Below are 12975 nucleotides of genomic sequence, written 5' to 3' on the forward strand. Positions count from 1 at the left end.
GGACGGCCCCGCCTGGAGGCAAATGCCTAGGCGGAGCGGAGCGCCCGGTCACTCATGGAGCGGGATCCCCGTCCAACGGCCAGGGTGCCGGACTGCACGATTTCGCGGATGCCGAAGGGCTCCAGCACTGAGAGCAGGGCTGCGAGCTTTTCGGGGTGGCCGGTGGCCTCAATGACGACGGAGTCGGTGGACACGTCGACCACTGAGGCGCGGAACAGGTCTGCGGCCTGGGTTACCTGCAGGCGTGTTGCGGCATCCGCACGTACCTTGACCAGGATGTGGTCGCGCTGTACGGAAGATTCGGGGGTGAGCTCAACGATCTTGATGACGTTCACCAGCTTGTTGAGCTGCTTGGTGACCTGTTCGATGAGGTCGCCGTCGGCGTCGACCACCACCGTCATGCGGGACACGCCCGGCACTTCGGTGGGGCCAACGGCCAGGGAGTTGATGTTGAAGGCGCGGCGGGCGAAGAGGCTGGCCACGCGGGTCAGGACGCCGGGCTTGTCCTCAACCAGGACGGAAAGTGTGTGGCGGGTCATGCTCAGTCTTCCTCTTCCCATTCCGGGGTCATGTTGCGGGCAACCTGGATCTGGTCGTTGCTTACGCCGGCGGGCACCATTGGCCACACCATGGAGTTGGGGCTCACCACGAAGTCGATGACCACCGGACGGTCGTTGATTTCGAGGGCCTTCTGGATAGTGGCGTCGATGTCTTCTTCGCGTTCAACGCGGAACGACGCGCAGCCGTAGGCCTCCCCCAGCTTGACGAAGTCCGGGATGCGGACCGTGTCGTGGCCGGTGTTGAGGTCGGTGTTGGAATAGCGGCCTTCGTAGAAGAGGGTCTGCCACTGCCGCACCATGCCCAGCGAGGAGTTGTTGATGACCGCCACCTTGATGGGGATGTTGTTGATGGCGCAGGTGGCCAGTTCCTGGTTGGTCATCTGGAAGCAGCCGTCGCCGTCAATGGCCCAGACCACGCGGTCCGGGTTGCCCACCTTGGCGCCCATGGCTGCCGGGACGGCGTACCCCATGGTGCCGGCGCCGCCGGAGTTCAGCCAAGCGTGGGGGCGCTCGTACTTGATGAACTGGGCGGCCCACATCTGGTGCTGGCCCACGCCCGCCACGTAAACGCCCTCCGGGCCGGTCAGCTCACCGATCCGCTTGATGACCTTTTGCGGTGCGATCAATCCGTCGTCCGGTTCCGTCCAGCCCAGCGGGTAGGTTTCCTTGAGGTTGTTCAGGAAGGCCCACCAGGTGGTGAGGTCCGGGGTTCCGGAAGCATCGAACTGGCTGCGCACAGCCTCGGTCAGTTCCGGGATGATCTCCTTGACGGACCCGACGATGGGAACGTCAGCGGTGCGGTTCTTGGAAATCTCCGCGGGATCGATATCGGCGTGGATGACCTTGGCGTTGGGCGCGAAGGTCTTCAGCACGCCCGTGACGCGGTCATCGAAGCGGGCGCCGAGGGTGATCAGCAGGTCGGACTGCTGCAGGGCCGTGACGGCGGAGACGCTGCCATGCATGCCGGGCATGCCGACGTGCTGCGGGTGGGAGTCCGGGAAGGCGCCCTTGGCCATGAGGGTGGTCACTACCGGCGCACCGGTGGCTTCGGCGAGGGCAAGCAGCTCGGCCGAGGCATGGGCCTTGACTACGCCGCCGCCCACGTACAGGACAGGCTTGGTGGACGCGGCAATGAGTTTGGCCGCTTCGCGGACCTGCTTGTTGTGGCCGCGGGTCACCGGCCGGTAGCCCGGCAAATCGATCTTCGGCGGCCAGGAGAAGGTCATCTGGCCCACCTGGGCATCCTTGGCAACGTCCACCAGCACGGGGCCGGGACGGCCGGTGGAGGCCAGGTGGAAGGCCTCTGCCATCACGTGCGGGATGTCGTTGGGGTCCGTCACCAGGAAGGAATGCTTGGTGATGGGCATCGTGATACCCACGATGTCGGCTTCCTGGAAGGCATCGGTGCCGATCACACCGCTGGATACCTGGCCGGTGATGGCCACCAGGGGCACGGAGTCCATATGGGCATCCATGATGGCGGTAACGAGGTTGGTGGCCCCGGGGCCCGAGGTGGCGATGCAGACGCCCACCCGCCCGGTGACCATGGCGTAGCCTTGCGCGGCGTGGCCGGCTCCCTGTTCGTGACGGACCAGCACGTGGTTCATGGTGGAGGCCATCAGGGGGTCGTAGGTGGGCAGGATCGCGCCACCAGGCAAACCGAAAATGTCGTCGACGCCGAGTTCTTCGAGCGAGCGGACGATTGCTTGCGAGCCGGTCATCACCGTCGGGGGTACGACGTTGTTCGGCCCAAGGACAGGAGAGACGGCAGCAAGGTCGGCGACGACGGCGGCATGGTCAGCCGTCCGGTCGGCGCGTTCCGGAGCCTTGGGGGCTCCAGTGGACTTGGTGGCCATCAGCGAGGGGCTGATGGGCGATCCTTTGCTCATCGGACTCTTCCTTGTGGATCTTCTGGTTCTGGAATTGCTTTGGAACGGTGGGAATAAAAAAACCCCTCGGCCTGGCGGCTTTGTGAGGGGTTTGCGCGTGACTGTTCGTTACCAGGGGCTAATGTGCCACGCGCTTGGTAAGGACGACGACGATGCCGGTAACGAAGGTCATGCGTTCAGTTTTCCCTCTTGGCAAGATGGGTGTCAACGAGCAACAACCCTATCTCACCATGTGGACCCCATTGTCCACGGAATGACCCTACCCCAAACTTCCGGCGCAAACGCCGTCAGCCGGTCCAGGCGCCCTGGCTGGCGCTGTGGACCAGCTTGGCGTATTTGGCGAGCACGCCCTTGGTGTACCGGGCGGGCAGCGGCTCCCAGCCCGACTTGCGGGCCTCAAGCTCGGCCTCGTCCACCAGCAGGTCAAAGGTGCGCGCGGCGATGTCCACCCGGATCCTGTCGCCGTCCTTGACGAAGGCGATGGGGCCGCCGTCGACCGCTTCCGGCGCGACGTGTCCGATGCACAGGCCCGTGGTGCCCCCGGAGAAGCGGCCGTCGGTGAGGAGCAGGACGTCCTTGCCGAGCCCGGCGCCCTTGATGGCACCGGTGATGGCGAGCATCTCGCGCATGCCGGGCCCGCCCTTGGGGCCCTCGTAGCGGATGACGACGACGTCGCCGGCCTTGATCCCGCCATTGTCGAGGGCATCCAGGGCGCCCTGCTCGCGTTCGAAGACGCGGGCGGTGCCCTCAAAGACGTCGGCGTCGAAGCCGGCGCTCTTGACGACGGCGCCTTCCGGGGCCATGGAGCCGTGCAGGATGGTGATGCCGCCGGTCTTGTGGATCGGGTTGTCCAGGGCGCGCAGGATCTTGCCGTCGACGTCCGGCGGGTTGATCGCCTCGAGGTTTTCCGCGACGGTCTTACCCGTGACGGTGAGGCAGTCGCCGTGCAGCAGGCCGGCGTCGAGCAGTGCCTTCATGATGACCGGCACGCCGCCGATCCTGTCCACGTCGGTCATGACGTAGCGGCCGAACGGCTTGAGGTCGCCCAGGTGCGGGATCCTGTCGCCGATGCGGTTGAAGTCGTCCAGGGTCAGTTCCACTTCAGCCTCGCGGGCAATCGCCAGCAGGTGCAGGACGGCGTTGGTGGAGCCGCCGAAAGCCATGGTGACGGCAATGGCGTTTTCGAAGGCCTCCCGGGTCATGATGTCCCGGGCCGTGATACCCAGCCGCAGCAGGTTGACCACCGCTTCGCCGGACTTGCGGGCGAATTCATCACGACGGCGGTCTGCCGAGGGCGGTGCGGCGGAGCCGGGAAGGGACATGCCCAGGGCCTCGCCGATGCAGGCCATGGTGTTGGCCGTGTACATTCCGCCGCAGGCGCCTTCGCCGGGGCAGATGGCTTTTTCGATGCGGGTGAGGTCCTCCATGCTCATCCTGCCGGCAGCGCAGGCTCCCACCGCTTCGAAGGCGTCAATAAGGGTGACTTCCTTTTCCGAGCCGTCCTCCAGCTTGACCCAGCCGGGCATGATGGACCCGGCGTAAAGGAACACGCTGGCGAGGTCCAGCCGGGCTGCCGCCATGAGCATGCCCGGCAGCGACTTGTCGCAGCCGGCCAGCAGCACCGAGCCGTCGATCCGCTCTGCCTGCATGACGGTCTCGACGGAGTCGGCGATGACTTCGCGGGAGACCAGGGAGAAATGCATGCCCTCGTGGCCCATGGAGATCCCGTCGGACACCGAAATGGTGCCGAACTGCATCGGGAAGCCGCCACCTGCGTGGACACCCTCCTTGGCACCCTGGGCCAGCCGGTTGAGCGAGAGGTTGCAGGGGGTGATCTCGTTCCAGGAGCTGGCTACGCCCACCTGGGGTTTGACGAAGTCGTCATCACCCATCCCAACGGCCCGGAACATGCCGCGGGCGGGGGCCGCATGAATGCCATCGGTGACGACGCGGCTGCGTGGCTTGATGTCCGGTTTGTTCCCGGTTGTGGTCTGGGCGTCAGTCATAGGGGCAAGTCTAGGACGCCATCGGTGGCTCAACGACCCTCCGTGGCCCCCAGGTTAGACAAACTGCCGGAATTCCCGCCGAACATAGGACAGGCCACGCGCCGCCGCATCTCTGGACAGCAGTGGCCACCCCACGTAGCGTCGGGGCAGGGACACCCATCCACCTGTATCGAAGGGCCTGCCATGGACATAGTTTTCTGGATCATCCTCGTCGTTGTCATCGTCGCCGTTGTGTGGTGGCTGCTGAGACGCAACCAGTCCGCCAACGCTCCGGGAAGTTCGCCGGCGGGCGCAAGGACTGAAGGCACCCGTGCGGACGGAGCCCTGGAAGGGGGAAGCGCGGCAGCCTCTGCCGCTGCTGCGGGGACCACGGGCATCCCGACGGCGGCCGGGTTCGGGAAACCCGCGGAGCCGGCGGCACCCGTTACGGCAGAAGAACCCGCGGAATCCTCCGCCACGGACGCGGCTGCGGCACCGGCCTCCACCCCCACGCAGGATGTGTCGTCCGGCGAAGCTGAGGATTCCGGCGCTTCCCCGGCAGAAACCTCGGCCGGCGCCGGCGCCCCTGCTGGCCGCCGGGACGGGGCCCAACCCGCAGACCAGGCTGAATGGGAAACCCAATGGTCCGAAGCGGGCCAAGGAGGATCCCGGTCCGGGTCGTCAGCTTCCGGGGTAACAGCCGCTGCGCAGGAAGAACCGTCAGTGCCCGGCGCCGGAACTGAATCAGTGTCCGGACAGGCCGCAGCGGGAGCCCGCCCGGTCCACCATGACGAGTACACGGCCGCACACGCCCCCACGCTTCCCGGCGCAGAGACGGCGGCCGTGGAGGGCGTGGACGACGCCGGCACGGCAGTGGGCGGACAGGCCGGCCAGGTGCCACAGCACGGGGCGGAGGACCTTGCCCAGGGACACCCGCACGGGCAGGCGGCTCAGGCCCCTGCCGGCAGCCCCGGGGATGCCGGCGAAGCCGAAACCCTGGACCGGGCCCAGTCCTCCGCACTGGTGGAAAACGGTGCGGACCACCACCAGCCTTCAGCCCCGGGACACGATTTCGCCCAGGAACAGGGCACAACGGCCACCGAGCCTGCCGGACACCTGGCGGCCGACGAGCCCTATGGGGACGGTTCGGCCGCACCAGGCCCAGACGGCAGCGGACCGGCGGACTACACGGTCAAGGGCGACGCCGCCGCCATGGTCTACTACGAAGAAGGACATCCGGACTATGAGCAGACCCGGGCGGAAGTCTGGTTTGAATCTGCCGCGCATGCGGAGGCCGCGGGCTTCCGCGCTCCACGGCGCAAACGGCTCTGACAGCGTAAAGGCCTGCCGCACAGCGGCGGGCCTTTCCTGTCTGTCCGCGTGCCTGGTGCTGGCCGGCTGCACGGGTGCACCGGGGCCCTCCACACCGGGAACGGGGCCTCCGGCCGCCGCGACAACCACGGGAGCCGCGGTCGCCAGCCCTGCTCCCCCGCCCCCGCCATCCGGCGGCACAGCTGCTGCCCCCGCCCCACCCGTGGTGCAGGAACGGCTGGACCTACAGCTGGACACCCCCTGGGCAATGGTGTTCCTCCCGGACGGCACAGCAATCATCTCCGAACGCGGGACCGCCCTCCTGAAGGCTGTCCGGGACGGCAGGGCCACCACCCTCGGGAAAGTGCCTGGCGTCGTGCCCGCAGGAGAGGGAGGCCTGCTGGGGCTTGCCCTGTCCCCGCAGTTCGCCACGGACCGCTACCTCTATGCGTACCTGACCACGCAGGATGACAACCGGGTGGCCAGGCTCACCGTCGATGCCGGCGACGGCGGTTCCCTGTCACTGGGGCAGCCCCAAACCGTCTTTTCCGGAATTCCAAAAGCCGGCACCCACAACGGGGGAAGGATCCGGTTCGGCCCGGACGGTTTCCTGTACGTGGGCACCGGAGACGCCCAGCGCCGCGAGCAGGCCCAGGACCCCACGGCCCTTGGCGGCAAGATCCTCCGGCTCCGCGCGGACGGCAGCCCGGCGCCCGGCAATCCGTTCGGCAACGCGGTTTACAGCCTTGGCCACCGGAACGTCCAGGGCCTGGCGTGGGACGAAGCGGGCAGGCTGTGGGCCAGCGAGTTCGGCCCGGACGTGGATGACGAGCTCAACCTGATCTTTCCGGGGGACAACTACGGCTGGCCGGAAGTCACCGGGGCACCCCACCGCGCCGGATTCCAGGACGCAGAAGTCGTCTGGCCCTCAACGCGCGATTCCTCGCCCAGCGGGCTCGAGATAACCAGCGGCACCGCCTACCTGGGCGCGCTCCGGGGCGAACGGCTCTGGACCGTGCCGCTCAAGGGAACGGAAGCGGGGCAGCCTGTGGCCTATTTCACAGGCGAGTACGGCAGGATCCGGGACGTCATCCGGTCCCCCGGCGGCAGCCTATGGCTGCTCACGAACGGTGAAAACCCTGATTTCGCGGTGATTTTGCGGCCCCCGCAGTGATTGGGGAACCTCCGGGACTGCCGATTTCACTTGCACCGAAAGTTCGTGTAGAGTTTCATGTCGTTGCGGAGATCAACGGGAAAGAAAAAGCCCGGGGATGCAAGCAAAAAAGATGCACCTCTAGCTCAATTGGCAGAGCAATTGACTCTTAATCAATGGGTTCCGGGTTCAAGTCCCGGGGGGTGCACCACTGGGAAAACAGCCTCCGGTTTGTGGAAACACAGGCTGGGGGCTGTTTTGTTGTTAATCCCCCATCATCGGTTGCTCCGGTGTTGTCCTTTTGAGCCCTCAAAAGGACAACACCGGAGCAATGGATGGGTTCGGTGGAGGGGCACGACGGCGGCTGGCACCGGGCGCGGACGGGCCGGCGGTGTGCCCGGCCGGGCACACAAAAAGCGCAGCCCGGCTTTCGAAAAGCCGGGCCGCGCTTTTTTATGCGGGCTGCCGCATGAACGACTACTTGGCGGCGTTGTCCACCAGGGCGCCGGCGTTGCTGGGCGTCGTGGAGAACTGGCTGGCCAGTTCCCGGACTACTGCCTTGAGTTCCTGGCGAAGCAGCTCAGGATCGATCGAGGCGGACGCAAGGACGGAGCGCTCCATCTCCACAGCCTGGGCAACGGCCTCCTTGCCCTGCTCGGTCAGCGATACCACGTGGCTCCTGCGGTCCGAGGTGCTGCGCACCCGGGCAATGTGGCCGTGGGACTCAAGCCGGCTGAGGGTCTTGCCCATGGTCTGGGCCTGTACGCGGACATACTGGGCAAGCTGGGCCTGGGTCATGGGCCCTTGCGCGGCAAGGACCTCGATGGCGATAACACCGGCATGGGTGAGGCCGATGGCGCCAAGTTTTTCGTTCCAGGAGTGCTCAACAAGTCGCGCAGCAGTGGACAGAAGGCGCCCTGTGGGCCAGTGATCCATATCAGGCATAGCAGCAAGTATAGCCAAATGCCGATTAGCACTGGCTCCACCTGCTTACTAGGCTGTTGTGTCCCGCCCGCAACAAGGAGAAAAACAATGGCTGAAAGACTCGTTACCGGCGACAAGGCCCCCGCTTTCACCCTGCAGGATTCCACCGGCAGGGACGTCAGCCTGGCTCCCCGCCCCGGCCGTTCCACCATCGTCTACTTCTACCCGGCAGCCTCCACACCGGGCTGCACCAAGGAAGCCTGCGATTTCCGGGACAGCCTGTCTTCCCTGCAGGCTTCCGGTTACGACGTCCTTGGCATCTCCCCCGACCCGGTCGAAAAACTGGCAAAGTTCGCCGGGAAAGAGTCCTTGACCTTCCCGCTGCTCTCCGACGCAGACCACGCCGTGGCAGAGGCGTACGGCGCCTGGGGCGAAAAGAAGAACTATGGCAAGACCTATGAAGGCCTCATCCGCTCCACCATCGTGGTGGATCCGGACGGCAAGGTGGCGCTAGCGCAGTACAACGTCCGCGCCACCGGCCACGTGGCCAAGCTGAGGCGGGACCTCAACCTCGACGCCTGACCCGGCCACGACCTGCCAGGAACCCTGCCCGGCGCAACGCTACAATGGACTCTGGCATCCGCCGTCGAACGCTTGGCGTTCACGCCCGGAAGCCGCGCGCGAGTGGTGAAATTGGCAGACACGCAGGATTTAGGTTCCTGTGCCTTCGGGCGTGGGGGTTCAAGTCCCCCCTTGCGCACACTGGGAATCCCCCGGCGCCGGCCGGGGGATTCCTGCGTTAAAGCACAAAACGTTGGCCGCCCCATTCGTGCCGCGGATAGAAAAATTCCAAGGATCCACCCATCCGCCGCACCCCACCCGGCGAATAGCCATTGAGACACCAGCCAAGGGCAGGTGCCCACCCCAAAGGCAGGCTGCAGGCCACGGACACGCCGTCCGATGGCGGCAGGCCAACGATCCAAGGAGAACCCCAATGCAGACCTTCAAGCGCACCACTTTCACCGTCGCAGGCGTTGCAGCGGCCGCTCTGCTCAGCCTCACCGCCTGCGGCGGGTCCGGCAGCACCTCCGGATCCTCGGCGTCCTCGGCGCCGATGTCGTCCGCCCCCAGCTCCAGCATGGCGTCCCCGTCCAGCTCCAAGATGGCCTCACCGTCCGCAAGCTCTTCGATGGGTGCCATGGACCCGGCAGCAAACCTGGTTGGCCCCGGCTGCGCCGCCTACGCCAAGCAGGTACCCACCGGTGCAGGCTCCGTGGAGGGCATGGCCCTGGATCCGGTGGCCGTCGCCGCCTCCAACAACCCCATCCTCACCACGCTCACCGCGGCGGTGTCCGGGAAGCTGAACCCCAAGGTCAACCTGGTCGACACGCTTAACGGCGGTGAATTCACCGTCTTCGCCCCGGTTGATGACGCCTTCAAGAAGATCGACCCCGCCACCATTGAAACCTTGAAGACAGACGACGCCCTCCTGAGCAAGATCCTCACCTACCACGTAGTTCCCGGCCAGATCACCCCTGACAAGATCGCCGGCACTCACGCCACGGTGGAGGGCGGCTCCGTCACGGTCACCGGCAGCGGCGACAACCTCAAGGTGGACAACGCCAACGTGGTCTGCGGCGGCGTCAAGACCAAGAACGCAACCGTCTACCTCATCGACTCCGTCCTCATGCCCAAGTAAGCCCAGCCAGCGCCCCCCCCCCCCCAACACAAGGGCCGGGTCCGCCGATCGACCGACGGACCCGGCCTTGGCGCGTCACAGGCCCGCCTGGGGCGGGCCGCGGGCGCCGTCCCCTAGACTGGATTCCGGCCCGCAAGCGGCGGAGCCGGCAGCATCCAGAGGTGATAAACGAGTGCCCAGCAGTTCATCGCGGCGGACGGTCATCAAGGCCGGCGCCGTCCTCATGGCGCTGGGCGTGACGTCGTGCACAGGGCTGCCGTCCCCCTCCCCCACCTCGGGCACGCCCAGTTCCCCGCCGGCCGAGCCCCAAGCCACCTTCAATTTCGGCACCGCAGCCCAGCCACTCGGGCTGGACCCGGCCCTGTCCAACGATGTGGAGTCCCAGCGCATCACCCGGCAGATCCTCGAAGGCCTGGTGGGGGTTGACCAGACCACCGGCAAACCCACTCCGCTGCTGGCAACGGAATGGAACGACTCCAACGAGGGCCGCACCTACACCTTCAAGCTCCGCACCGGAGTCACCTTCCAGGACGGCACCCCCTTCAATGCCGACGCCGTCTGCACCAACTTCAACCGCTGGTTCGCTTTCCCTGCGGAACTGCGGAAGCAGGCACCGGGCAGCTCCTTCAAGGGCGTCTTCAAGGCACACTCCGACGAGCCCGGGCTCTCGATCTTCAAGAGCTGCACAGCGTTGGCTCCGGATACCGTCCAGATCGACCTCACCCAGCGGTTCACCGCCTTCCTCCAGGCGCTGACCCTGCCGGCCTTTGCCATTGCCTCCCCGGCGGCCCTCGCCTCCGGCAAGGCAGACGTCCTGGACCAGAACCGTGGCGGCCAGGCCATGTCCGCGTTCGCCACGAACCCCGTGGGCACCGGCCCCTTCTCCATTGCCGCCTGGGGCACCGACAACGTCACCCTGGCCAGCAACCCGGCCTACTGGGGTGACCGCGGCCAGATCGCCACCATCAACTTCCTGGCCTACAACCACCCCCAGACCCGCCTGCAGGCCCTGCTGGACGGCAAGATCGACGGTTACGACGCCGTGACCGTGGGCAACTTTGACCAGCTGGTCAAACGCGGCAAGCAGATTGTGCAGCGCGACCCGTTCTCCGTGATGTACGTGGGCATGAACCAGGACGTCCCGATCCTCCAGAACCAGAAGATCCGGCAGGCGGTGGAACTGGCGATCGACAAGGAGACGTTGATCCGGAAGTTCTTCATCGACAACACCGCCAAGGCCACACAGTTTGTTCCGCCCAAGATCAGCGGTTTCAACAACGACGCACCGGAACTCGGGCACGATCCTGCCAAGGCCAAGGATTACCTGAAGGAGGGCGGCTACGCCGGCGAGGAACTCAAGTTCTATTACCCCCTCAACGTCACCCGCCCCTACCTGCCCACGCCCGAGAAGGTATACGCCGAACTCAGCCGGCAGCTCACCGCCGTCGGCTTCAACATCAGGCCCGTGCCCATCGACTGGTCCGACGGCTACCTCCAGAAGGTCCAGTCCGCGGGCGACCATGCCCTCCACATCCTGGGCTGGAACGGCTCGTACTCGGACGCGGACAACTTCGTCGGGCCACTCTTCGGGGAGAAGAACGGCGAGTTCGGTTACCAGGATCCCCAGGTCTTCTCGAAGATCAACCGGGCACGCGGACTTCCCGACGGGAAGGAGCGGGATGACCTTTATCACACCATCAACACCCAGATTGCCGCGACCGTGCCGGCTGTCCCCATCGCCTTCCCCATCTCCGCACTTGCGCTCTCGGACCGCGTGCTCAGCTACCCGGCGTCGCCTGTCTTAAATGAAGTTTTCACGAAGGTGCAGCTAAAGCCTTGACGGCCCGGGCCAATTTCAGTATGAGGGCCGGGCGGGGATATTCTGTGACAGCCAGAGCCGCTGCAATCGGAGACTGATCGTGACCTTCATTTCCAAGACCCCACACGCCGACGTTGTCCTGATAGGCGGCGGCATCATGAGCGCCACGCTGGGGGCATTCCTCAAGCAGCTGGAGCCGAACTGGACCATCTCCCTGTTCGAGCGGCTGGACCAGCCTGGCCTGGAAAGCTCGGACCCCTGGAACAACGCAGGAACGGGCCACGCCGCCCTCTGCGAACTGAACTACTCCCCCGCAGCCAAAGACGGCTCGGTCAACCCCGCCAAGGCACTGCTCATCAACGAACAGTTCCAGCTCTCCCGCCAGTTCTGGTCCCACCTGGTGGACAACAGCCTGATCGGTTCGCCCAAGGGCTTCATCAACACCGTCCCGCACATGAGCTTCGTGATCGGCGAGGACCACACGCGGTTCCTGAAGACCCGTTACGAGGCACTGAAGCCCCACCCGCTGTTCCGGAGCATGGAGTACTCAGAGGACCACGCCCAGATCGCCAAATGGGCGCCGCTGATCGTCAACGGCCGCGACCCGCAGCAGCGCATTGCCGCCACCCGCGCCGCCGAGGGCACCGACGTCGACTTCGGTGCACTGACCCGTGAACTGACCACTTACCTGGGGAACAACGGCGTCGAAATCAATTACGGCCACGACGTCACCGGGATCTCCCGCGCATCCGACGGCGGCTGGGACCTGACGCTGAAGTATCCCAAGTCCGGCGAGCACGGCAAGATCCACGCCAAGTTCGTGTTTGTAGGCGCCGGCGGCGGAGCCCTGCACCTGCTCCAGGCCTCCGGCATCCCCGAAAGCAAGGGCTACGGCGGGTTCCCGGTTTCCGGCCAGTTCTTCCGCTGCACGGACGAGACCATCGCCGCCCAGCACAGCGCCAAGGTCTACGGCCAGGCCTCCGTGGGTGCGCCCCCCATGTCGGTGCCGCACCTGGACACCCGGTACGTCAACGGCAAGCGCTCGCTCCTGTTCGGCCCGTATGCAGGCTTCTCCACGAACTTCCTGAAGAACGGCTCGTACCTGGACCTGCCCCTGTCCATCCGCCCCGGCAACATCATCCCGATGCTCGCCGTTGCCAAGGACAACATGGACCTCACCGCCTACCTGGTCAAGGAAGTGGTCAAGCGCCACGACCAGAAGGTGGAGGCACTGCGGGAGTACTACCCGGAGGCCGAGGGCGGCGACTGGGAACTCATCACCGCCGGCCAGCGTGTACAGATCATCAAGAAAGACCCGCAGAAGGGCGGCATCCTCCAGTTTGGCACTGAAGTGATTGCCGGCCGCGACGGCTCCATCGGTGCGCTCCTGGGCGCTTCGCCGGGGGCGTCCACCGCTGTCCCCATCATGATTGAGCTGCTCCAGAAGACGTTCCCCAAGAACTTCAAGGGCTGGCAGTCCAAGCTCAAGGACATGATGCCCGGCTACGGGGTGAAGCTGGATGAGAATCCGGACCTCGCCGCGGAGCTGGAACGGGCCACGGCCAAGTCCCTCCAGCTGGAGAGCGTTTCCGCCAGCCGCTGACCCTGCGGGGCCAGCGGCTGGCACCCCCAGGG

General features: G+C 65.9%; 10 protein-coding genes and 2 tRNA genes. 8 read left to right on the top strand and 4 right to left on the bottom strand.

All coding sequences use genetic code 11. The features are described 5' to 3' along the window. Positions 1 to 26: 26 nt before the first annotated feature. From ilvN to ilvD, 3 genes are all read right to left on the bottom strand, one after another. Positions 27 to 539, bottom strand: a complete 513-nt coding sequence (gene ilvN, locus ACFVTD_RS00370; RefSeq protein ID WP_387556573.1) for an acetolactate synthase small subunit — start codon at positions 537 to 539, stop codon at positions 27 to 29. A 2-nt stretch (positions 540 to 541) separates the two neighbouring features. Then, entirely contained in the window at positions 542 to 2449 is a 1908-nt protein-coding gene (locus ACFVTD_RS00375) for an acetolactate synthase large subunit (protein ID WP_387556575.1), read from the bottom strand. A gap of 287 nt (positions 2450 to 2736) precedes the next feature. Further along, positions 2737 to 4455 carry a dihydroxy-acid dehydratase gene (gene ilvD, locus ACFVTD_RS00380; RefSeq protein WP_387556577.1) on the bottom strand — a complete coding sequence of 573 codons (1719 nt, stop codon included), beginning with the start codon at positions 4453 to 4455 and terminating at the stop codon, positions 2737 to 2739. A gap of 183 nt (positions 4456 to 4638) precedes the next feature. Between ilvD and ACFVTD_RS00385 the strand changes: the two genes are divergently transcribed. The 3 genes from ACFVTD_RS00385 (at position 4639) to ACFVTD_RS00395 (ending at position 7109) form a co-directional block, all read left to right on the top strand. Further along, complete coding sequence (locus ACFVTD_RS00385; RefSeq protein ID WP_387556579.1) at positions 4639 to 5766, top strand: hypothetical protein; 1128 nt, start codon at positions 4639 to 4641, stop codon at positions 5764 to 5766. Next, entirely contained in the window at positions 5720 to 6919 is a 1200-nt protein-coding gene (locus ACFVTD_RS00390; protein WP_387556581.1) for a PQQ-dependent sugar dehydrogenase, read from the top strand. The genes ACFVTD_RS00385 and ACFVTD_RS00390 overlap by 47 nt, the downstream gene beginning before the upstream one ends. A 114-nt stretch (positions 6920 to 7033) precedes the next feature. Further along, positions 7034 to 7109 (top strand) — tRNA-Lys (locus ACFVTD_RS00395). 266 nt (positions 7110 to 7375) lie between these two features. On the opposite strand, the gene ACFVTD_RS00400 is transcribed toward ACFVTD_RS00395, so the two are convergent. Next, complete coding sequence (locus ACFVTD_RS00400) at positions 7376 to 7834, bottom strand: MarR family winged helix-turn-helix transcriptional regulator (RefSeq protein WP_387558890.1); 459 nt, start codon at positions 7832 to 7834, stop codon at positions 7376 to 7378. 96 nt (positions 7835 to 7930) lie between these two features. Here ACFVTD_RS00400 and bcp point away from each other — a divergent pair, with 96 nt between their 5' ends. From bcp to ACFVTD_RS00425, 5 genes are all read left to right on the top strand, one after another. Beyond that, positions 7931 to 8404 carry a thioredoxin-dependent thiol peroxidase gene (bcp, locus tag ACFVTD_RS00405; RefSeq protein ID WP_387556583.1) on the top strand — a complete coding sequence of 158 codons (474 nt, stop codon included), beginning with the start codon at positions 7931 to 7933 and terminating at the stop codon, positions 8402 to 8404. Between the two features lie 96 nt (positions 8405 to 8500). Continuing rightward, positions 8501 to 8582 (top strand) — tRNA-Leu (locus ACFVTD_RS00410). A 234-nt stretch (positions 8583 to 8816) separates the two neighbouring features. Then, a complete protein-coding gene (locus ACFVTD_RS00415; protein WP_387556585.1) occupies positions 8817 to 9521 on the top strand; it encodes a fasciclin domain-containing protein in 705 nt (234 codons plus the stop codon). A gap of 172 nt (positions 9522 to 9693) precedes the next feature. Continuing rightward, positions 9694 to 11361, top strand: a complete 1668-nt coding sequence (locus tag ACFVTD_RS00420; protein ID WP_387556587.1) for an ABC transporter substrate-binding protein — start codon at positions 9694 to 9696, stop codon at positions 11359 to 11361. A 79-nt stretch (positions 11362 to 11440) separates the two neighbouring features. Continuing rightward, positions 11441 to 12943, top strand: coding sequence for a malate:quinone oxidoreductase (locus ACFVTD_RS00425; RefSeq protein ID WP_387556589.1), 1503 nt, complete (start codon positions 11441 to 11443; stop codon positions 12941 to 12943). The last annotated feature ends 32 nt before the right edge of the window (positions 12944 to 12975 follow it).

The sequence above is a fragment of the Pseudarthrobacter sp. NPDC058119 genome, assembly GCF_042884655.1.
Classification (GTDB): domain Bacteria; phylum Actinomycetota; class Actinomycetes; order Actinomycetales; family Micrococcaceae; genus Arthrobacter.

What these genes read in the sequence shown, in the direction of transcription:
- ACFVTD_RS00385 (WP_387556579.1), top strand. Translation starts at nt 4,639, where the DNA reads ATGGACATAGTTTTCTGGATCATCCTCGTCGTTGTCATCGTCGCCGTT.
- ilvN (WP_387556573.1), bottom strand. Translation starts at nt 539, where the DNA reads ATGACCCGCCACACACTTTCCGTCCTGGTTGAGGACAAGCCCGGCGTC.
- bcp (WP_387556583.1), top strand. Translation starts at nt 7,931, where the DNA reads ATGGCTGAAAGACTCGTTACCGGCGACAAGGCCCCCGCTTTCACCCTG.
- ilvD (WP_387556577.1), bottom strand. Translation starts at nt 4,455, where the DNA reads ATGACTGACGCCCAGACCACAACCGGGAACAAACCGGACATCAAGCCA.
- ACFVTD_RS00375 (WP_387556575.1), bottom strand. Translation starts at nt 2,449, where the DNA reads ATGAGCAAAGGATCGCCCATCAGCCCCTCGCTGATGGCCACCAAGTCC.
- ACFVTD_RS00400 (WP_387558890.1), bottom strand. Translation starts at nt 7,834, where the DNA reads ATGGATCACTGGCCCACAGGGCGCCTTCTGTCCACTGCTGCGCGACTT.
- ACFVTD_RS00390 (WP_387556581.1), top strand. Translation starts at nt 5,720, where the DNA reads ATGCGGAGGCCGCGGGCTTCCGCGCTCCACGGCGCAAACGGCTCTGAC.
- ACFVTD_RS00415 (WP_387556585.1), top strand. Translation starts at nt 8,817, where the DNA reads ATGCAGACCTTCAAGCGCACCACTTTCACCGTCGCAGGCGTTGCAGCG.